16 protein-coding genes are annotated in these 21,585 nt (G+C 64.0%); 13 read left to right on the forward strand and 3 right to left on the reverse strand.

Going from position 1 to position 21,585, the window contains the following annotated elements; all coding sequences use genetic code 11:
* The first annotated feature begins 309 nt into the window (after positions 1–309).
* From glpD to C8N34_RS12660, 10 genes are all read left to right on the forward strand, one after another.
* Positions 310–1,914 (forward strand): glycerol-3-phosphate dehydrogenase, encoded by a 1,605-nt coding sequence (glpD, locus tag C8N34_RS12615; RefSeq protein ID WP_108129139.1) that lies wholly within the window; start codon positions 310–312, stop codon positions 1,912–1,914.
* Positions 1,915–1,961: 47 nt separating this feature from the next.
* Positions 1,962–3,050 (forward strand): ABC transporter ATP-binding protein, encoded by a 1,089-nt coding sequence (locus C8N34_RS12620; RefSeq protein WP_108129140.1) that lies wholly within the window; start codon positions 1,962–1,964, stop codon positions 3,048–3,050.
* A 3-nt stretch (positions 3,051–3,053) separates the two neighbouring features.
* On the forward strand, positions 3,054–4,136 hold the full coding sequence (locus C8N34_RS12625; protein ID WP_054303023.1) for an ABC transporter ATP-binding protein: 1,083 nt from the start codon (positions 3,054–3,056) through the stop codon (positions 4,134–4,136).
* Positions 4,136–5,008 carry a carbohydrate ABC transporter permease gene (locus tag C8N34_RS12630; RefSeq protein WP_108129141.1) on the forward strand — a complete coding sequence of 291 codons (873 nt, stop codon included), beginning with the start codon at positions 4,136–4,138 and terminating at the stop codon, positions 5,006–5,008. The genes C8N34_RS12625 and C8N34_RS12630 overlap by 1 nt, the downstream gene beginning before the upstream one ends.
* Complete coding sequence (locus tag C8N34_RS12635) at positions 5,008–5,811, forward strand: carbohydrate ABC transporter permease (protein ID WP_054303025.1); 804 nt, start codon at positions 5,008–5,010, stop codon at positions 5,809–5,811. The genes C8N34_RS12630 and C8N34_RS12635 overlap by 1 nt, the downstream gene beginning before the upstream one ends.
* Positions 5,812–5,960: 149 nt before the next feature.
* On the forward strand, positions 5,961–6,242 hold the full coding sequence (locus C8N34_RS12640) for a DUF2160 family membrane protein (protein WP_054303050.1): 282 nt from the start codon (positions 5,961–5,963) through the stop codon (positions 6,240–6,242).
* An 87-nt stretch (positions 6,243–6,329) separates the two neighbouring features.
* Positions 6,330–8,048, forward strand: coding sequence for an ABC transporter substrate-binding protein (locus C8N34_RS12645; protein WP_108129142.1), 1,719 nt, complete (start codon positions 6,330–6,332; stop codon positions 8,046–8,048).
* 70 nt (positions 8,049–8,118) lie between these two features.
* Positions 8,119–9,609 carry a glycerol kinase GlpK gene (glpK, locus tag C8N34_RS12650; protein ID WP_108129143.1) on the forward strand — a complete coding sequence of 497 codons (1,491 nt, stop codon included), beginning with the start codon at positions 8,119–8,121 and terminating at the stop codon, positions 9,607–9,609.
* A 112-nt stretch (positions 9,610–9,721) separates the two neighbouring features.
* The gene (locus C8N34_RS12655; protein WP_054303028.1) at positions 9,722–11,044 is read left to right on the forward strand and encodes an aminotransferase class I/II-fold pyridoxal phosphate-dependent enzyme; all 1,323 of its coding nucleotides are present in this window, start codon (positions 9,722–9,724) and stop codon (positions 11,042–11,044) included.
* A 166-nt stretch (positions 11,045–11,210) separates the two neighbouring features.
* On the forward strand, positions 11,211–13,145 hold the full coding sequence (locus tag C8N34_RS12660; protein ID WP_108129144.1) for an AfsR/SARP family transcriptional regulator: 1,935 nt from the start codon (positions 11,211–11,213) through the stop codon (positions 13,143–13,145).
* On the opposite strand, the gene C8N34_RS12665 is transcribed toward C8N34_RS12660, so the two are convergent.
* The 3 genes from C8N34_RS12665 to C8N34_RS12675 are packed head-to-tail and all read right to left on the reverse strand — an operon-like array spanning position 13,121 to position 16,137.
* On the reverse strand, positions 13,121–13,684 hold the full coding sequence (locus C8N34_RS12665) for a hypothetical protein (protein ID WP_054303030.1): 564 nt from the start codon (positions 13,682–13,684) through the stop codon (positions 13,121–13,123). The genes C8N34_RS12660 and C8N34_RS12665 overlap by 25 nt on opposite strands.
* Positions 13,685–13,686: 2 nt before the next feature.
* Positions 13,687–15,210 (reverse strand): peroxidase family protein, encoded by a 1,524-nt coding sequence (locus C8N34_RS12670; RefSeq protein ID WP_145693600.1) that lies wholly within the window; start codon positions 15,208–15,210, stop codon positions 13,687–13,689.
* Between the two features lie 51 nt (positions 15,211–15,261).
* Positions 15,262–16,137: a YcaO-like family protein gene (locus C8N34_RS12675; protein ID WP_108129146.1), complete on the reverse strand. Its 876-nt coding sequence runs from the start codon at positions 16,135–16,137 to the stop codon at positions 15,262–15,264.
* A 103-nt stretch (positions 16,138–16,240) separates the two neighbouring features.
* Between C8N34_RS12675 and C8N34_RS12680 the strand changes: the two genes are divergently transcribed.
* The 3 genes from C8N34_RS12680 to C8N34_RS12690 all read left to right on the forward strand — a co-directional run bounded on the left by C8N34_RS12680 (position 16,241) and on the right by C8N34_RS12690 (position 21,561).
* Positions 16,241–17,614, forward strand: coding sequence for a sigma-54-dependent transcriptional regulator (locus tag C8N34_RS12680; RefSeq protein WP_242013797.1), 1,374 nt, complete (start codon positions 16,241–16,243; stop codon positions 17,612–17,614).
* Between the two features lie 56 nt (positions 17,615–17,670).
* A complete protein-coding gene (locus C8N34_RS12685; RefSeq protein ID WP_242013799.1) occupies positions 17,671–19,575 on the forward strand; it encodes a cache domain-containing protein in 1,905 nt (634 codons plus the stop codon).
* 252 nt (positions 19,576–19,827) lie between these two features.
* A complete protein-coding gene (locus tag C8N34_RS12690) occupies positions 19,828–21,561 on the forward strand; it encodes an OFA family MFS transporter (RefSeq protein ID WP_108129148.1) in 1,734 nt (577 codons plus the stop codon).
* The last annotated feature ends 24 nt before the right edge of the window (positions 21,562–21,585 follow it).

Below are 21,585 nucleotides of genomic sequence, written 5' to 3' on the forward strand. Positions count from 1 at the left end.
GCTGCAACACGCGCCAATGGCGGTGATCAGATCGAAGTGCCCCTGCCTGCCTCAACGTCCATGTGGAACCCTTCGATCATTCAATGCCAGCTCATGCACGTTCATTCCCTTTCGAAATTCCGCATCAATGTTCGTATTGAGTCAAAATTTCTGCGCCACAGCATGAATCAGGCTCAATTTAGCCCTGAATCGAACGTTTCCAGCGGTGTTTCCTCTGAAAAAGATGAAAACCGAAAATAATCGCTTGACCGATAGCGCAAACTGGCTACTCCTTGAACACATCAAGATGACCTGCCAACGGAGGGCGACGTGCCTGTAACCGGCTCGCCAGCGATAACCGATCTGTTCGTCATTGGCGGCGGCATCAACGGCTGTGGCATTGCCCGCGACGCCGCCGGGCGGGGTCTGTCTGTCACGCTTGCTGAACAGGGCGATCTGGCGCAGGCAACGTCATCCGCCTCCACCAAGATGTTTCACGGCGGGTTGCGGTATCTGGAATATTTCGAGTTTCGTCTGGTGCGCGAGGCTCTGGAGGAACGTGAGACGCTGCTGGTTGCGATGCCGCATATCAGCTGGCCGATGCGGTTCGTGCTGCCAATCTCACCCGAGATGCGGTTTGAGGGAAGCACTCCGACCTCCCGTCTGTTGTCCGTGGTCATGCCCTGGCTGAAGGGGCGCCGTCCGGCCTGGCTGATCCGGCTGGGGCTGTTCCTCTATGACACGTTGGGGGGGCGGCAGATTTTGCCGGGCACGCGCCGCCTGAATCTGACGCAGGACGAGGCGGGCAAGCCGCTGCGGCCGGGGTTCCGGTTGGCCTATGAATATTCTGATTGCTGGGTGCAGGACTCCCGTCTGGTCTCGCTGAATGCGCGTGATGCGGCAGATCGGGGCGCCCGGATCATGGTGGGCACGCGGGTCGTTTCTGCCTTACGCGTGGGTGACCTGTGGCGGGTTGAAACCGACGGGGTGCATGGCCCGCAAATCCATCAGGCGCGCGCGCTGGTCAATGCGGGCGGGCCGTGGGTTGAGGATGTGATCCGCAATGTTGCCCGCGTGCCTTCGACCGAAGGCGTCCGACTGGTGCGTGGCAGCCATATCGTGACGAGGCGGCTGTATGACCATGATCGCTGCTATTTCTTTCAGGGCGGTGACGGGCGGATCATCTTCGCCATTCCTTATGAGCAGGACTTCACCCTGATCGGAACCACCGACCAGGATCATCACGGCGCGCCGGGGGAGGCGCGTTGTTCCGAGGCAGAGCGGGATTATCTGTGCGCCTTCGCGAGCCAGTATTTCGCCCGGCCGGTGACGCCCGATGATGTGGTCTGGACCTATTCGGGGGTGCGACCGCTTTACAATGACGGGGCGAAATCCGCGACAGCCGCGACGCGCGACTATGTGCTGAGCCTGCATGCCGACGGGGCACCATTGCTCAATGTGTTCGGGGGCAAGATCACGACCTACCGGCGGCTTGCGGAAAGTGCGCTTGCGAAACTCTCGCCTTATTTCCCCAAGGCGAAAGGGCCGTGGACAGCCCGCATTCCGCTGCCGGGCGGGGATTTCCCGCATGACGGCGTCGGTGCCCTGCAAAACCGTCTGATCGCGGAATATCCGTTTCTCGACGCCCGAGACAGCCTTCGTCTTGTACGCACCTATGGAACAGATGTGTTCGATGTTCTGGGCGGGGCAAAAAGCCTCGCTGAACTGGGGCAGCCGTTTGGGGCCGGGCTGACCGCGGCAGAAGTGAACTGGCTGGTCGAAAAGGAATTTGCCCGCAGCGCCGAGGATATCCTGTGGCGGCGTACCAAGCTCGGGCTGCACATGACCCCGGAACAGATTGCCGCGCTGGAGGGCTTCATGGCTGAGCGCGGTGCAACATCGACCGGCCGGATGGCCAGTCCCGCAGCGGAATAGGCGGCGCGTCAGCCAGAGGAGGGCAGGCGCATCGTGGAGGAGATCGAATGACGTTGGAACTGCAAGGCGTGTCGCGCGTGGTCGGCGGGCGGGATCACATCCACCCGACCAGCATGACATTGCGAAACGGCACGATGAACGTGCTGCTGGGGCCGACGCTGTCGGGCAAGACCAGCCTGATGCGGTTGATGGCCGGGCTGGATAAGCCAAGTGCCGGACGCATCCTGTGGGAAGGCCGCGACGTGACCGGCTTGCGGGTGCAGGACCGGGGCGTTGCCATGGTCTATCAGCAGTTCATCAATTACCCCGGTCTGACGGTGTATGAAAACATCGCCTCGCCGCTGCGTATCCTGCGCCGCAGCACGGCCGAGATTGATCGTGCCGTGCGACATACAGCCGAGATGCTGCGCCTGACCCCGATGCTGGAGCGCAAGCCACTGGAGCTGTCGGGCGGGCAGCAACAACGCTGTGCGCTGGCGCGGGCGTTGGTGAAAGGGGCAGGGCTGGTGCTGCTGGACGAGCCGCTGGCGAACCTCGATTACAAACTGCGCGAGGAGTTGCGGGTCGAAATCCCGAAGATCTTCGAGGCTTCGGGCGCGATCTTCGTTTATGCGACCACTGAACCGGAAGAGGCGCTGCTGCTGGGTGGCCATACCGCGACGCTTTGGGAAGGCCGGGTAACGCAGTTCGGACCTACCGCAAAGGTGTATAGAAATCCTCATGATGCAACTACCGCAAGAGTCTTCTCGGACCCGCCAATGAACTTCGTGCCGGCGGTCAAGACGGGCGGGCAGGTCCGCTTTGGCGAAAGTGCCTCCGTTGCGGCGGACGGAGCGATGTCCGCTTTGCCTGATGGTCGCTATCTGGCCGGGTTCAGGGCCAATCATCTGGCGCTGCATCGCCCGTCCGGGGCTGCTGTGGAATTTGCCTGCAAACTCGCGGTGACGGAAATCACCGGATCGGAAACCTTCATCCACGTCAGCCATGGCACGGATCGCTGGGTCGGTCTGGTCGGCGGGGTGCATGACCTGACACCGGGGCAGGGGGTGCAGGTCTGGCTGGACCCGGCGCACGTCTATCTGTTTGACGCGGACGGGCGGCTTGCCGCGCCTGCCGCCTATGCAAAGGCGGCCTGAGCCATGGCACAGATCACGCTGAAGAACCTCGCGCACAGCTACCTGCCCAATCCGAAGGGCGAACAGGATTACGCGCTGAAGGAAATGGATCATGTCTGGCAGGATGGTGGCGCCTATGCCCTGCTGGGCTCGTCCGGCTGCGGCAAGACTACGCTGCTGAACATCATCTCGGGCCTGCTGCGGCCAAGCCATGGGAGGGTGTTGTTCGGCGACCGCGATGTGACCGATGCCGCCACGGCCGAGCGCAATATCGCGCAGGTGTTCCAGTTCCCGGTCGTATACGACACGATGACCGTCCGCGACAATCTGGCCTTCCCGCTGCGCAATCGCGGGCAGGACGCAGCCTATATCAAGCGTCGCGTCGATCAGATTGCGAAGATGATCGGGATGGAGGCGATGCTGTCGCGAAAGGCGCAGGGCCTGACCGCCGATGCCAAGCAGAAGATCAGCCTTGGCCGTGGCATGGTGCGCGAGGATGTCAACGCGATCCTGTTCGACGAGCCACTGACCGTCATTGACCCACACATGAAGTGGGAGCTGCGCACACAGCTCAAGCAGCTGCACCGCGAGTTCGGCCATACGATGATTTATGTCACGCATGACCAGACCGAAGCGCTGACCTTCGCCGACAAGGTGGTGGTGATGTATGACGGTCGCGTAGTGCAGCTCGGCACGCCTGAGGAACTTTTCGAAACCCCGGCACATACATTCGTGGGGTATTTCATCGGCTCCCCCGGCATGAACTTTCTGGAAGCGCGAGTATCGGGCACCCGTGCCATGCTGGTCAGCGGGGCAGGGGTGGATCTGGGCGACGATCACGGGACCCCCTCGGGTCGTGTGCAGATCGGCATTCGTCCTGAACATGCCGTTCTGACGGAAGGGCAGGGGCTGCCGGTCACCATTCGCCGGGTCGAGGATGTCGGGCGCCATCGCATCCTGCGGGCCGAACTGGAGGGGCAGCCTTTCAACATTGTTCAGCCGGAAGGGCAGCCCGTTCCGGCGCTGCCGCGCGTGGCCTTCGTGCCTGGCAAGATCAACGTCTATGCCGACGACTGGCGCGTCGCACCGCAGGGGAGGGCGGCCTGATGGAAAAGACACAGAACAACCGCGCCTGGTTTCTGGTGCTGCCGGTGCTGGTGCTGGTCGCCTTTTCGGCGGTGATCCCGCTGATGACCGTGGTGAACTATTCGGTCAACGATACTTTCGGGAACAACGAATTTTTCTGGGCCGGGCTCGACTGGTTCGATGAGGCCGTGCATTCCGACCGTATTCATGGCGCGCTGCTGCGGCAGGCGATGTTCTCGGCCATCATTCTGGCCATAGAGGTCCCGCTCGGCATCTTCGTCGCGCTGAACATGCCGAAGAAGGGCTTCTGGTCCTCGTTCTGCCTTGTGGTCATGGCGCTGCCGCTGCTGATCCCGTTCAACGTCGTCGGCACCATCTGGCAGATCTTTGGTCGCGGTGACATTGGCCTGCTGGGGCATACGCTGGCCGCCATCGGGATCGACTACAACTATACCTCCGACCCGTTCGATGCATGGGCCACGGTGGTGGTGATGGATGTCTGGCACTGGACCTCGCTGGTGGCGCTGCTGGCCTATGCCGGTCTGCAATCCATTCCGCAGGCCTATTATCAGGCCGCGCGCATCGACCAGGCGAGCCGCTGGGCCGTGTTCCGCTACATCGAGCTGCCGAAGATGAAGGGCGTCCTGCTGATCGCGGTTCTGCTGCGCTTCATGGACAGCTTCATGATCTATACAGAACCTTTCGTCGTCACCGGCGGCGGCCCCGGCAATTCGACCACCTTCCTGTCAATCGACCTTGTGAAGATGGCCGTGGGTCAGTTCGATCTTGGCCCCGCCGCCGCCTTCTCGATCATGTATTTCCTCGTGATCCTGCTGGTGAGCTGGGTGTTCTACACCGTGATGACCAATCTCGACCGTCAGGAGGCCAAGTGATGCGCAGCCGCTCCTCCGCCCTTGTGATGACATTTTATCTTCTGTTCCTCATGGTGCCGATCTACTGGCTTGTGAACATGAGCCTGAAGACCAATGCCGAGATCACCGGAACCTTCTCGATCTTTCCGCGCGAGCTGACCTTCCGCAACTACATGGTGATCCTGACCGACCCGAGCTGGTACATGGGCTACGTCAATTCGATCATCTATGTGGTGCTGAACACGGTCATTTCCATCGCCGTGGCGCTGCCCGCCGCCTATGCCTTCAGCCGTTACAGCTTCATGGGTGACAAGCACCTGTTCTTCTGGCTGCTGACCAACCGCATGTCGCCGCCCGCCGTCTTCGCACTGCCGTTCTTCCAGCTTTATTCCTCCATCGGGCTGTTCGACACGCACATCGCGGTGGCGCTGGCGCATTGCCTGTTCAACGTGCCGCTGGCGGTGTGGATTCTGGAAGGCTTCATGCGCGGCGTGCCGAAAGAGATTGACGAGACCGCCTACATCGACGGCTATTCCTTCCCGCGCTTCTTCATCCGCATCTTCATGCCGCTGGTGGCCAGCGGGATCGGTGTCGCGGCCTTCTTCTGCTTCATGTTCTCATGGGTGGAACTGTTGCTGAGCCGCACACTGACCAGCGTGAACGCCAAGCCCATCGCAGCCACCATGACGCGCACGGTATCGGCCAGCGGAATGGACTGGGGTGTTCTGGCCGCCGCCGGGGTGCTGACCATCATTCCGGGCGCGTTGGTGATCTGGTTCGTCCGTAACTACATCGCCAAGGGCTTTGCCCTGGGTCGCGTGTGAAGGAGGGCTGGATCATGTCTGCAACCACGGCAAACCGCGTCAACTGGCCCGCGATCTACGTTACCGCCGCCGCAGTCCTTGGCGCCGCACTGATCTTCCTGATCTGGGCTACCCCGGTAAAAGACGGCGCGAAGGATTGGTTCGCGCCGATGATCAAGGGCGGCTGGATGGCCTGGACCTTCCCGGTCGCGCTGTTCTTCTGGATCATCGCGAGCCTGCTCGTGACCTTCACCATCCTTGCGATCCGGTTCCCCGAAACCCCGCGCGTCGGACTCCTGCGGATCGAGACGACGCGCGGCGACCGGCTGTTCATCTCTCTTCTCGGCTCGGCCTTCATCTGTCTGGCCTGGCTGTTCTTCGCGGGCCCCCCTGTCTGGGGCGGGCTCGCACTGTGCCTTGTCTATGCCGTGGCGGTTTTCGTCTGGGTTTAGACCGGAAGATCCCTCTGGTGCGGCTGGACCCCGCGCCAGAGGGCAAGAATGCTCAACGCCTGTTTCACATTCCAAGGGAGGAATACAATGAGACTGACATCAACCGCAATGGCGCTGGCGCTGCTGGCCGTGGGGGCCCCCGCCTGGGCCGACATGGACGCCGCCAAGAAATTCCTCGATTCCGAAATCGCGGGCATGACCGTCCTGTCGCCCGAAGATCAGGAAAAGGAAATGCAGTGGTTCATCGACGCGGCCAAGCCCTTTTCGGGCATGGATATCAAGGTCGTGTCCGAAACCATCGCGACGCATGAATATGAATCCAAGGTTCTGGCCCCGGCCTTCACTGCCATCACCGGCATCAAGATCACCCATGATCTGATCGGCGAGGGTGATGTCGTCGAGAAGCTGCAAACCCAGATGCAGACCGGCGAGAACATCTATGACGCCTATGTCAACGATTCCGACCTGATCGGGACGCACTGGCGCTATCAGCAGGCCCGCAACCTGACCGACTGGATGACGGGCGAGGGCAAGGATGTCACCAGCCCCGGTCTGGATCTGGCCGATTTCATCGGCACCCAGTTCACCACCGCGCCGGATGGCAAGCTTTACCAGCTTCCTGACCAGCAGTTCGCCAACCTCTACTGGTTCCGCTACGACTGGTTCACCGATCCCAAGACCATGGAGGATTTCAAGGCCAAATATGGCTATGACCTCGGCGTGCCGGTCAACTGGTCGGCCTATGAGGATATCGCCGAATTCTTCACCGGCCGCGACATGAGCTATGCGGGCGGGCCGTCCTCGGGCGTCTATGGCAACATGGACTACGGCAAGAAAGACCCGAGCCTCGGCTGGCGCTATACCGATGCCTGGATGTCGATGGCCGGTATGGGCGACAAGGGCGAGCCGAACGGCCTGCCGGTCGATGAATGGGGTGTCCGGGTCGATGAAAACTCGCGGCCCGTCGGCTCTTGCGTGGCGCGGGGTGGGGCAACCAACGATGCGGCTGCGGTCTATGCCGTGACCAAGGCGATCGACTGGTTGCAGAAATATACCCCGCCGGAAGCCATGGGCATGACCTTCGGTGAGGCCGGTCCGGTTCCGGCGCAGGGTTCCATCGCGCAACAGATGTTCTGGTATACTGCTTTCACCGCCGACATGGTGAAGCCGGGCCTGCCGGTAATGAACGAGGATGGCACGCCGAAATGGCGCATGGCTCCCAGCCCGCATGGTGCGTATTGGACCGAGGGCACCAAGATCGGCTATCAGGATGTGGGGTCGTGGACGCTGATGAAATCCACCCCGGTGGATCGTGCGCAGGCCGCATGGCTTTATGCGCAATTCGTGACCTCGAAGCTGGTTGATCTGAAGAAATCCGATGTCGGCCTGACCTTCATCCGTCAGTCCACCATCGACAGCCAGCACTTCACCGACCGTGCGCCGAAGCTTGGCGGATTGATCGAGTTCTACCGCTCGCCCGCCCGGACCCAGTGGTCGCCCACCGGCACCAATATCCCGGACTATCCGAAGCTGGCGCAGCTGTGGTGGCAGAATATCGGCGACGCGCTGTCGGGGGCCAAATCCCCGCAGGAGGCGCTGGACGCGCTGTGCGCCGATCAGGAAAAGGTGCTGATCCGGCTTGAGAAGTCGGGCGTTCAGGGCGACATCGGCCCGAAGATGAACGAAGAGCAGGACCCGCAATACTGGATCGACCAGCCGGGCGCGCCGGTCGGCAAGCTGGACAACGAAAAGCCGCAGGGCGAAACCGTGTCCTATGACGAGCTGATCAAATCCTGGCAGAACTGATGCCATGAAGGGTCCGGGCGGCTGCGGTCGCCCGGACCTGTCTCTTCCACGACCACGGGACCGCGCTGCCATGACCCATATCCTTGCCATCGACCAGGGCACCACCTCGTCACGGGCGATCCTGTTCGACGCGGATCTTCGCCCGGTCGCTTCGGCGCAAGAGGAGTTTCCGCAGCATTATCCTGCCTCCGGCTGGGTTGAACATGATCCGGCAGATCTTTGGGCCACCACGGCGGCAACAGCGCGGGCGGCCATTGAACGCGCGGGGCTAGGCGTCGCGGCGGTTTCCGCCATCGGCATTACCAACCAGCGCGAAACCACCCTGCTGTGGGACCGCGCGACCGGCCAGCCATTGCACAATGCGATTGTCTGGCAGGACCGCCGCACTGCCCCGATCTGCGAGGGCTTGCGTGCCGCCGGACACGAGGCACTGATTACCGCGCGGACCGGGCTGCTGCTGGACCCCTATTTCTCGGGCACCAAACTGAAATGGCTGCTTGATACCATTCCCGGCGCCCGTGAGCGTGCCAGAAGGGGTGAACTGGCTTTCGGCACTGTGGATAGCTGGCTGATCTGGAATCTGACCGCCGGCAAGGTGCATGCCACCGATGCCACCAATGCCTCGCGCACCCTGCTTTATGACATCGGGGCGAACCGCTGGGATGCCGATATCTGCGCGCTTCTGGATATTCCCATGGCGCTGCTGCCCGAGGTGCGCGACTGCGCGGATGATTTTGGCACCACGCGGCCCGATCTGTTCGGACGGGAAATCCCGATCCTCGGTGTTGCGGGTGACCAGCAGGCGGCGGCAATGGGGCAGGCGTGCTTTCAGCCCGGCATGATGAAATCGACCTATGGCACCGGCTGTTTCGCCTTGCTGAACACCGGGGCGGATCGGGTGCCCTCGACCAACCGGCTGCTGACCACCATTGCCAGCCGTCTGGACGGCAAGACCAGCTATGCGCTGGAAGGTTCGATCTTCATCGCAGGGGCAGTGGTGCAATGGCTGCGTGATGGTTTGAAGATCATCCGCAGCGCGCCGGAAACGCAGCCCCTCGCCGAAAGTGCCGATCCGGCGCAAGAGGTGATCCTCGTTCCCGCCTTCACCGGCCTTGGCGCGCCCTACTGGCGGCCCGAATGCCGGGGGGCGATCTTCGGATTGACCCGCAACTCCGGCCCGGCCGAACTGGCACGGGCTGCACTGGAAAGCGTGGGCTACCAGACGCGTGATCTGCTGCAGGCGATGCGCTCTGACTGGGGCGCGGCTGCCGATGGTGTGCTGCGGGTTGACGGTGGCATGGCGGCAAGTGACTGGGCGATGCAGTTTCTGGCTGACCTTCTTGGCGCGCCGGTGGATCGGCCGGTTGTGACGGAAACCACCGCGCTCGGCGCGGCCTGGCTTGCCGGCTACCGGGCCGGTCTTTACCCCGGACCCGAGCAATTCGCCAAGACCTGGGCGCTGGAACGCCGTTTCGTACCGGCTATGGGCGGGGCAGAACGGGACGCGAGATACGCGCGCTGGACCCGCGCCGTCAGCGCCACTGTGGCCGCGTCCGAATGAAAATCCGCTCCGTCATTTGCTGCGTCAGACAGGAATGACGATGCGCTGACGCAAGGCAGGTCATTGTCCTTTCAAGCACCGCGGCTGTTGCCGCATCGCCGAGGACCGAACGATGACCTGCACTCTCGACAGCACTGAAGTTGCCAGCGCCACGGCGATGGACCAGTTCGATGCCGGATGCGTCTCGCTGATGGATCGCTGGCAGCCGATGACGGAATGGTATGACGAGCGGCTGAAATCTGGGCTTGATGCCACATGCAAGGCCAATGCCTGCCGCATCGGCCCGCGCGTGGTGGCGCGTGATCGGGCAGGGCGCGGGCTGGCGGGAATCAATATGGCCTCGCAGGATTTCCTGAGCCTCGCCTCGCATCCCAAGATCCTTGCGGCGGCTTCGGCGGCGGCACGGCGCTACGGGGTCCATTCGGCGGGCACTGCGGTCCAGATGGGGCTGACCACGCTGACCACCTCGCTGGAAGAGCGGATTGCCGCTTTCGTCGGCATGGCACAGGCCATCGTGTTTCCAAGCGGCTGGACCGCCGGTTTCGGCGCCATTCGCGCGCTGGTGCGGCCGGGCGATCATGTGCTGGTGGACGCCCATGCCCGGGAATGTCTTCAGGACGGCGCCGCCGCTTCCGGTGCAACCGTGCATCAGATCCAGCACGGCTCGACCGAGGCGCTGGTCCGCCGGCTGGAACGACTGCGGGATGAAGACCCGCAGGCCGGCATCATCGTTGTGACCGAGGCGCTGTTCGCCATGGAACCGGGCAGCGCCAGCCTGCCCGAATTGCAGCAGCTTTGCCGTCGCTATGCGGCGACGCTACTGGTGGATGTGGCCAATGACCTGGGTGCGCTTGGCGCCACAGGGCGTGGTGTCTGCGAGATGCAGGGCATCCTTGGCGGTATCGACATCCTCACCGGCAGCTTCTCCAAGACTTTCGCGGCGAATGGCGGGTTTGTCGCCTCCAACCATCCGGCCCTGCGGCTTGCCATGCGGGTGGGCAGTTCGGTGCAGGGATGCAGCAATGCGATATCGCCCCTTCAGGCAGCGGTGGTGCTGGCCGCGCTGGAAATCGTGGACAGCGAGGAAGGCGCCGAACGGCGCAACCGGCTGATGCAGAACATCGAAAGGCTGCGCACCGGGCTGGAGGACGCAGGGTTTGAGGTCACCGGTGCGCCGGGCGCGGTCGTGACCGTCAGGCTCGGGCGGCTGGCCTGCGCGCGGCGGCTGACGGCCGACATGCTGTCGCGGGGCGCGCTGCTCAACCTGACCGAGCCGCTGACGCCGGGAAGCGCCGATGCGCTGTGGCGGCTGAAGCTTCTCGCCGATCACGGAACCAGCGAGGTCGATGGCTTCGTGGCGATTGCCCGCGAGGCGAAAGCCCGGCTTGACGAAGAAAATGCGCGCAGTGCCGCGCTTCAGTATGCGGTGGCCTGACGATCCCCTCAGGGCCACTGTATCGGTGCGGATCGGTCAATGACGGCAGGTGGCGGGGCAACCCGGAATGTCGTCTTTGGCCGATCCGCATCTGCCACGGGTTTACGCCCGCACCGCACACGGCTATCCCTAGAATCAGACTTCGATTTCTGGGGATGTATCGAAGATGGCCGGGTGCACCTACTTCCGCATCCTTGACAGATTTTGCTTGTCGGTCGACGGGCAGGAACTGCCCGTAAAGGGGCAGAAGCAGAAGGCTATTCTCGCATGGTTCAGCCTGACCGGCGAAAGCGGTATCGCGCGCGACCGGCTGGCTGATCTTTTGTGGTCCGATTCCGGCGCGGAAAAGGCTCGTGGTTCTCTGCGCAATACCCTGCATGTGCTGGCACGCGACTGTGCGGGGATTTCGCTGTTCGAGGCTGACCGTCTGGCGGTGCGGGCACGGTTCGCGGGCGCGCCGTGTGACATATCGCAGGCTTTGGCGGCTTTCGACGCGGGGGATACAGCACCGCTTGCGGCGCGGTCGCTTGCCGATGCCGACATCCGCTTCGCCGCCGATCTGTGGGGGCTGGACCCGGAGTTCGATGGCTTCCTGACCGAACGCAAGGCAGCCTATCTGGCGCATCTTTCAGCGCAGCTGCGCTCCCGTCTGCACGCGGCTGGCGAAAAAACCGGCGCGCGTCTGCTGGCCGAGCGCCTGCGCGAGCTGGAACCTCAGGATGAAGAGGCAACGCGGGCGCTGATGCGTCTGGATATCGCGGCGGGTAATAACGCTGCTGCGATGGAACATTATCGCAAGCTCTGGACGCTTCTGGACGAGGAATTCGATCTGGAACCCGCCGAGGAAACCCAGGCGCTTGCGATTTCGCTCAAGCTTTCCGGTTCGGCTGCGCCCTTGCCGGCGCAGCTTGACGACAAACGGATCACGATTTTCGTCCAGTCCTTCGCCTTGTCCGCGCTGCCTGATGACGAACAGATTCTGGTGGCGGCGGTGCAGGCCGAACTGGGATCGGCGCTTTATGCGGTCGAAGACTGGGTGACCATCGAAACCAGCCCCGGAATGCAACTGCCCGCCCGCCCCGGCAATTACGAACTGCGTGGTTCGCTGTCGCCGGGGCTGGAGGAAATGCGGCTGATCCTGTCGCTGAAGGATCTGTCCACTGGCGCGATTATCTGGTCATGGCCGCTGCATATCCGGCGCGGCGACTGGGTGCGCAACTCGGGTTTCGCGGTGCAGCGTATCGCCATGCGCCTGACCGGCAAGCTGGAGTCGCATTACATCAGCGGGCTGGAAGGCCTGTCCGATGCCCAGCTTGCCGATTATCGCAAGCTGATGCGCGCGGGCTGGCTGATGCGCGACTGGTCTTCGGATGCGGACCGGCGGGCGGAGGCGCTGCTGCGCTCGGTTTCCTCCGGCGGCGATCTGGGGCTGCGCGCGCGTATCGGGCTGGCCGAATTGCTCAACAGCCGCGAACTGATCTTTCCGGGCTCGGGTCCGGTTCATGCCGGTGTACCCGAAGCGCTGGAAATCGGGCGGGCCTGCACCGCCGAGGCGCCCGACCGTGGCGATGCCTGGCTTGCCTTCGGCTGGAGCTCGATCCTGCTGGATCACGTCGACGCCGCGGCCGAGGCCGCGAATGTGGTGGCCGACCTGTCGCAAAGCAATCCGCGCCGCCTGTCGGCGGCGTCGGAAATGATGGCGCTGACCGGGCAGGTGACTCGCGCGACCCGCCTGGCCGAGGCGGCTTCGGCGCTTGATGCCGGGGTGTGCCGGGTGTCGATGGGCTATCGGACGCCGGTCGCGCTGTTGTTGGGCGATTATGCCACAGCGATGGATCTGGCCGACCGGGCCGCCGGGGCCATTCCCTTTACCTATGCCTATGGCTGCGCCGCCGCCGTGATGGCGGGGGATATGGCGCGGGCGGCCGGGTTCTGGCACCGTTTCAGCACCGATATTTCCGGCCGCTGGCAGGGCGCAGGTGCGCCAGATCCGCTGTCGTGGTTTCTGGCGGCGACGTCGATGCGGTCAGCCTACGGACTTGACCGCATCGCCGAGGCCCTGTGGCAGATCGCCGGTCAGCGGCAGGATCGCGTGGTATAATCGCCCACATTGCCCCAGACGAACTGCATCGCGGTTGTCTTGCCCGCAAAGTAATCGTCCAGATAGGTCAGGTTCTGGAACCTGCTGCCCTCAGCCTGGTGCTGGAGCGCCAGATCCTCCTTGGCGGCGATGTTGTTCTTTTCGGGCAGGCGGATATTCACATGGTCGGCGGTGTTCTGGAACAGGCTCATCGTCGCGGCTTTGTGGACATGCTGGACCTCAAGCACCCCGTCGACAACCCAATGCCCCAGCGGATCATCGGAGGTGTCCCCGTCCAGCGGTTTGAAATAGGCGGCGAACAGCGGCGACTTGACCGTTTCGGTCACGATGTCGGGCGAACGGGCGAGGCTGCCCTCTCCCTCGGCGAGCTGCGCGGCGAATTTGCGGGCATAATTCGCCAGCAGATTGCAGAATGCCTCGACCGTTGTCGGGTAGTTCGCCGCGGGCTGCCGCGTCATGGCAATCATGAAGGCGCCGACGGTTTCAAAGTCGATGGTATTGTATTTCACATCCGGCTGGGCCGGGCTTCCGGTGGTCATTGTCACACTCCGCTGTTGAGGGTCAGAAATCGTATCAGGCTGGGCATGTCGGGGATATCCGGCATGTCAGGGTCGACGGGGGCGTCTGGCAGGGCGGCTTCGGCAGTTTCAACCGCCGCGCGGATCGCCCCCCACAGAAGTGCCGACCCCAGCGCGCCCAGTCGCAGACCGTCGCCAAAGCCCTGCGTGGCGGGCCCGCGACCGGCCTCAAGCAGCGTGTAAAGATATAGCGGCGGATCGGCAGCCAGATGCGGTGGCGCCAGATGCCCGCAGGCGTTGCACCAGTCGCTGATCAGCTTTGCCCGTGCGGGGCCATCCCATAGCAGCCAGTCGGGAAAGCGGCTCCGCAGGGCAGGGGCCAACCGGGTGGCGAGGCTTGACACGGATTGCAGGCCGCCATCGGTGCTGCGGGCCAGATCGCGCAACGCCAGATCGTTGTCGCTGGTGACAAGCGAGGAGTGAATCTCCATCGCATCCGGCAGGCCGAAATCACTGCCGAACATGGCCGCCAGCCCGCCTTCCATCCGCATGGCCTTTTGCGGTGGTGAGAGCAGATCGAGATCAAAGAAATTGCGCCAGTCGATGCGCCAGAAATTCTCTGCCCCCGGCCGGGCGCGCAGGGCGGCGATATCGGGATCGCCACGCAGCAACAGGCGCACGGGAACGGTGTTGACGTTCAGCCTGTACTGGCTGCGCACCAGCCAGTGTCCTGCGCGCAGGATGGCCGCCATCACTTCAACCGGGATATCGGCGGCGCCGGGCGGTCCCAGGTCGGCAGGCGTATCGGCCAGCGCGGGCAGGGCGAGGCGCGGCAGCAGATCGCGCAGCAACAGCCCGTGCCACATCCGAACCGTGGCGGTCTTGGCCCCGCGCAGGCTGTCGGCAGGCGAATGACCGCGTGCGGCAAGCCGGGTGGTCACCGCCCCGGCATGGGCGATGAACAGCGCCGAAAGCTGTGCGATCATCGGGTTGTCGTCATTGCGCGTATCAGGCAGCGCGCCCAGCGTCCGGCCAAGGCCGCTTGCAGGTTTCCGGCGCGTGATGTCGGCGGCGAAATACGGATAGAACAGCGGTGCCGGGGGAAACCTGTGCAATTCGGGCAGGGACAGATCGGCGGAAACCGGGCCGAACAGGCTTTCCAGATGCAGCGGCTGGGTCCGCTCGGCCTGTGTCACCGTTGTGCGGGTAAGCTCTGGCGCGGGGTCGGACAGCGCATAATCGAATTCACCTTCCGTCGGCGTGCACAGGTCATGGGCCAGCAGTTGCCCGAGGTAGGTATACCCCGCAGGCATCTCGCCTTCGGCACCGGCCTGCGCGGGTTTGACCAGCCGCGCCGCCAGATCCGGCAGGTCGCGCACCGACCCCAGCAGCGATTGCCCACCGCAATAGAGCGATGCGGACTCTGCCATCTTCGGACAGCCGAAACTGCGCCGCCCCGCGGGCAGGGCAGGCGGCGGCAGTTGTGCCGCCGCTTTCAGCATACGCCATGCCATGTAAGGGCTGGTCCCTCCGGGTGGATTCGGCATCGGTTTCTCCCTTGTCACGGGGAATATGTCGCGCGATGCGTCAGCGTAACGTCAGTCAGCGGGGGCAAGCAACGGGCGGGAGCGGGGCCAGGCCGGACAGACAAAGCGCCAGACAGGTACCCGGAGTTGTGGTGATGTCAGGTCAGAAAATCCATAAGTTGTAACGAGATCGCCAAGAAGCTTTTCCAGCGATCCGCCTGCCGGTTCCGGTGCGGCAGCCTGCGCTGTATGCAACGCGGGCAGACGCGGAGCCAGTGCGGTCTGCACATGGTCGCGGAAGGGTGTATCGGGGTGATGCGCCGGGGCGAGCCAGGCCAGTTCGGCCTGCAACATCTCGCGCGTGGCGGCCTCGGCGGCGCGGGCCGGATCGGGAGAGGCGGCGCTGCCAAGCGCGATCTGCCCGCCCGTGCCGTCGTCGCCCAGCATCAGCCGTACAGACAGACCCGGAAGAAAGGGCAAGGCCAGACACAGTACCCGCCGTCCCGTATGGCCCGCGCGGTAGGCGGCGAGTTCGGGCGGCTCGGCGCAGGCGTGGCCGGGCAGTTTGCCCTGCCACCACAGCGCCAGCGCCGCGCGTTCGGCCGCTTCGCAGAAAGCCGCCAGCCGGGCCGCCGCGTCGCTGTCCTGCGCCGCCGCCCCTTCGCTGCCCAGCCCCTCTGGCCCCGGCAGGGCGCGGGCATCTTCCAGCACGATCCTGCCCGTGGCATCCCGCGCGGGTACGGGTTCAGGATGCGCCTCCGGTCCCAATGACAGGCCCTCTGCCACCTCCCCCAGCGCGCGCAGGCGGGCGCTCCCGGCGGAAGGTCCGGTTCCGGTGCCGGGCTGGCCGCTGGCATGTCGTGCAAAGACCACGCAAAGCGCGGGCGCCCAGGGCGCACGCAACTGGTGCAGATCTGTCGTTTCGGCAAGCGGTGCGAGCGGGTTCATTCCCGCAGCCTAAGGTGCGCGGGGACCGCCCTCAAGCCGGGTTCTCGACCTCGCGCCGATTGCCCGCTAGGCTCGCCCCGTCGCAGCGAGGGGAGACGCCGACATGACCATGCCACCCGTGGCCATCGAGGATGCGGCGCTGACGCGGCTTCTGTCGCGTGCCCGCGTTCTGGTGGTGGATGACGAAGCCGGGATGCGCAACTTCCTGATGAAGACGCTGGCGCCCTTCTGTCAGGCGGTCGAGGTCGCGGGCACCACGGCCGAGGCCGATGCCCAGCTGGATCGCGGCAATTTCGACATCGTGATCCTCGACAATATCATGCCCGGCCTGAAAGGGCTGGATTGGCTGGCCGAACAGCGCCGTCGCGGCGGCTTTGCCGAAACCATCATGATCACCGCCTACGCCGATCTGGAAACCGCCATCGAGGCGCTGCGGGCGGGCGCGTCGGACTTCGTGCTGAAACCCTTCCGGTCGAACCAGTTGCTGAACGCCGTGCGGCGGGCCTTGCAGATGGCGCAACTGCGGCGTGAGAATCTGCTTCTGCGGCATGAGCTGGCCAGCGGCGATACCGGGCCGGGGCGGCGCAACCGGCTGATCGGCAGTTCCGCCAGCATCGCCGCGGTGCGGGACATGCTGGCACGGGTGGCGGGAGTGACCACGCCGCTTCTGATCACCGGGGCTTCGGGTACCGGCAAGGAAGTCGCAGCGCGGCATCTGCACGGGATCTCCGACCGCGCCGACCGGCCCTTCGTGCCGATCAACTGCGCCGCCATCCCGCCCGACCGGATCGAGGCGGAACTGTTCGGCCATATCGCCGGTGCTTTGCCCGGCATTCCCGAAGGGCGCGAGGGTTTTCTGCCTTCGGCGCAAGGAGGCACGGTTTTTCTGGACGAGGTCGCCGAACTCAGCCCCGCGGCACAATCGGCGCTGCTGCGGGTGGTGGAGGATGGCCGGATCCGTCCGCTGGGGGCGGCGCGGGATCTGGCGCTGGACCTGCGTTTCGTCCTCGCCTCCAGCCGCCCGCTGGAACCCGAAGTGGCAGCGGGGCGCTTCCGGCAGGACCTGTTCTTCCGCATCAACGTGCTTCAGATCGACATGCCGCCGCTACGCCAGCGCGAAACCGATGTGATCGACCTTGCCGAACTGTTCCTGACCGAAATCGCACAGCGGCAAAGCCTCGCGTCTTTGCAGATGGACAGCACGACCCGCGCGGCCCTGTTGCGGCATGACTGGCCCGGCAATATCCGCGAGTTGCGCAATTTCATCGAACGCGCCCTGATCTTCGGGCGGTTTCCGCTGGAAACGCTGGCTCCGCCACAGCGGCAGGCCGAGGCCATCGAGCCTCTGGATGCGGTGGAACGCCGCCTGATCCTGCGCGCGCTGGATCTGACCGGCGGCAACCGCAGCGAGGCGGCGCGGCGTCTGGGCATTTCGCGCAAGACGATTGACCGCAAATGCGCGGGCTGGGGGCTTTAGTGGCGCGGGTCCTGCGCTCGGTCCGGGTGCGGCTGCTGCTGATTGCGCTGTTGCCCATGCTGGTGCTGCTGCCGCTTCTGCTTGGCGCCACGATGCAGCGCTGGTCTGGCAAGGTGGACGACCTGCTGATCGTCAAGGTGAATGGTGACCTGACCATCGCTGACCAGTATCTCGCCCGGCTGCTGGAACTTTCGGGCGAAAGGCTGGATGCGCTGGCGCAATCGGTGGCGATGGAACGCGCGCTTCAGAGGCCGGACGATCTGACGGCACTGATCGCGACGCAAAGGCAGACGCTGGGGCTGGATTTCCTGTATGTGACCGATGGTACTGACGCCCCGACCGGGTTTTTGCCTGCCGATTGGCCGGTGATCGGCGCCGCGCTGCAAGGGCAGGGCAAGGCGGCGGTGGATATCCTGTCACCTGCCGCGATGGAGGCTTTGGCCCCCGGCTTGGCGGCACGGGCGGCGGTGCCGCTGGTGGCCACTCCCAATGCCGCGCCGACCGACCGGCTGACCGAGGATCGTGGCATGATCATCCATTCCGCCGCGCCGCTGCGCCTGCCCGACGGCCGTGCGGCGGCGCTGGTGGGTGGGTTGCTTCTGAACCGTAACCTCGATTTCATCGACACGATCAACGCACTGGTCTACCAGTCGCGCAGCCTGCCCGAGGGCAGCCAGGGCACCGCGACGCTGTTTCTTGACGATGTGCGCATCTCGACCAATGTGCGCCTGTTCGAGAATGTCCGGGCCCTTGGTACCCGTGTTTCGCAGGCGGTGCGCGCGCGGGTTCTGGGTGAGGGGCAGACATGGCTCGACAGCGCCTTCGTGGTGAACGACTGGTATATCTCGGCCTATGAGCCGATCATCGACAGCCACGGTGCGCGGATCGGGATGCTGTATGTCGGCTTTCTGGAAGCGCCGTTCCGGGCCGAGAAAACCCGCTCTTACCTGATTGCCACGCTGGTGTTCCTGGCCATCGCCGCGCTGTCGGTGCCGATCTTCCTGCGATGGGCGGGGCGCATCTTCCTGCCGCTGGAGCGGATGGGCCAGACTATCGCACGGGTCGAGGCGGGCGAGATGGATGCCCGTAACCGGATCGGCGCCGGGGATGACGAAATCTCGCGCGTGGCCGATCACCTCGACGGGTTGCTGGATACTGTGCAGGAGCGTGACCGCCAGTTGCGCGACTGGAACGAGCAACTGAACCAGAAAGTCGAAGAACGCACCCGTGACCTGCGCGACGCCAACCGGAGGCTGGAACGCACGACCGAACGGCTGATCATGTCGGAAAAGCTTGCGGCAGTGGGCGAGATCACGGCAGGCGTCGCGCATGAGATCAACAATCCCATCGCGGTCATCCAGGGCAATCTGGATGTGGCGCGCATGGTGCTGGGCGAAGGCGCGGCGCCGGTAAAGACCGAATTCGACCTGATCGACGATCAGGTTTACCGCATCGGTACCATCGTCTCGAAACTGCTGCAATTCGCGCGGCCCGGCGAATATTCCGGCGCGGCCAACATCATCTCGCCCGCACAGGTGGTGCGGGACTGTCTGGTGTTGACCCGTCGTCAGATCGAGGGAGCAGGCATCGAAATCCGCACCGATCTGGCAACGGAGGCGCAGGTGTTCATGGAACGGACCGAACTTCAGCAAGTGGTCGTCAACCTGATCCTCAACGCCGTTCACGCCATGCCGGGCGGTGGCGTGCTGTCCCTGTCTGTGGCGCTGCGGCAGGGCAGGGTCGAGATCGGCGTGGCCGATAGCGGCACCGGGATGAGTGCAGAGATCCAGCGCCGCATCTTCGACCCGTTCTTCACCACCAAGCAGGCGCAAGGCACCGGGCTGGGTCTGTCGATCAGCCAAACGCTGATCACCCGCGCCGGAGGGCGGATCGGGGTCCGCTCGGCGCCGGGTAAGGGCAGCCGCTTCGTGATCCGCCTGCCGGTCGTGGAAAGTCCGTAAATGGACAAAATGTCCCACATTCAGCGCAAGGCCTGCACCGTTGCGGACAGAATGTCCCTGTTTTGGCGGATCAGAGAAATTATTACAGCCAAAATGACAATTTAACTCATTGAAATTATTGATAAATTTTGTTGACCTGCAAATGATTCCCTCGCAAGGCTGAAGCGGCATGCTGTCGCATGCCAGATCGGGAGAGGCGCAAGGCAGGAGGGGCCGGCGCGTCATCCCCCGCCAAAAAGGGAGGGAAAACCCATGAGCAACGTCAAGTCAGGCGGCGCTTTCGGCTTCTTGCGGAAAGACCACATCGTCGCCAAGCCCGGCTTCAACCGCTGGCTGGTGCCACCGGCCTCCATCGCCATTCATCTGTGCATCGGATCGGTCTACGCATGGTCGGTGTTCAATCCGGCGCTGACCAAGCAGCTTGGTGTCGTGGCCCCTGCGGCTGACGACTGGTCGCTGGCCTCGGTCGTCTGGATCTTCTCGGTCGCGATCGTGTTTCTTGGTCTTTCCGCCGCTTTTGCAGGGCGGTGGCTGGAAGAAGTGGGCCCCCGCATGGTGGGCGTGGTCGCGGCGATCTGCTGGGGCGGTGGATTTGTCATCGGCTCGGTCGGGATTGCCACCCATCAGCTCTGGCTTGTGTATCTTGGCTATGGGGTGATCGGCGGCTGCGGGCTGGGGCTTGGCTATGTCTCGCCGGTGTCCACCCTGATCCGCTGGTTCCCCGACCGGCGCGGCATGGCGACGGGGCTTGCGATCATGGGCTTTGGTGGCGGGGCTATCATTGCCACGCCGCTGAAGGGCTGGCTGATGCAGACTTTCGCCAAGGCGCCTGAGTTTCTGGGTGCGCAGGAGACGGTGACGCTCGTCACCGAAGGCGGCCGGCAATTCGCGGAAACCGCAGCAGGCAAGGTCGAGGTCGTGGTGGCCTCCGCCGCGCAGGCGGCGGCACTGCCGGGTGGCGGCGAGGCAGGTGTTTACGCCGTTGGCACCGGCAATACCGGCGCGGCGGCCACCTTCCTTGCGCTTGGCATCGGCTATTTCGTCGTGATGATCGTGGCGGCCTTCCTTTATCGCGTGCCCGCACCGGGCTGGAAGCCCGCAGGCTGGCAGCCGAAACCCGCCGCCGCCAATGGCCTCATCACCTCTGCCAATGTTGACATCAATCAGGCGCTGAAAACCCCGCAGTTCTGGCAGCTCTGGATCATGCTTTGCTTCAACGTGACCGCCGGGATCGGTGTGATCGGCGTCGCCAAGACCATGATGTCGGAAATCTTCGGCACCACCATGCCGCTGGTCGTCACCGCCGCCTTCGCCTCGACCTATGTGCTGATGATCTCGGTCTTCAACATGCTCGGGCGGTTCTTCTGGGCCTCGACCTCGGATTATATCGGGCGCAAACCGACCTATATGATCTTCTTCCTGCTGGGGACGCTGCTGTATCTGTCGATCCCCTATTTCGCCAGCACCGGCAGCGCCAGCCCGTCGATGTTCTATCTGGTAGGGTTCTACATCGCCACCATGGTTATCTTCACCATGTATGGCGGCGGCTTCGCCACCATCCCGGCCTATATCGCGGATCTGTTCGGGACGATGCATGTCGGCGGCATCCATGGCCGCATCCTGACCGCCTGGTCCACCGCCGGGGTGCTGGGGCCGCTGGCCATCACCAGCCTGCGCGACATGTCGGTGGGCAGCGCAATCCGGGATCTGGCCTCGCGCGTCGATCCGGCGGCCTTTTCCGAAAAGTTCGGGGCGCCGCTCGATCAGCTAGACAGCCTTGTCGCCGCCAAGACGGTGACTATCGCCCGGCTGATGGAGATTGCACCCGCGGGCACCATTGACCCGACGCCAAGCCTTTACAACACGACGATGTATGCGATGGCGGCGCTGCTGGTGATTGCCTTCATTGCCAACATGCTGATGCGGCCGGTGAAGGAACATCACCATCACGACGAACCAAAGCTGGCGCGCGTTCCGGCAGAATGATGAAAGGGGGCGCCAGTGGCGCCC

The organism is Gemmobacter caeni, from assembly GCF_003054195.1.
Classification (GTDB): Bacteria; Pseudomonadota; Alphaproteobacteria; order Rhodobacterales; family Rhodobacteraceae; genus Gemmobacter; species Gemmobacter caeni.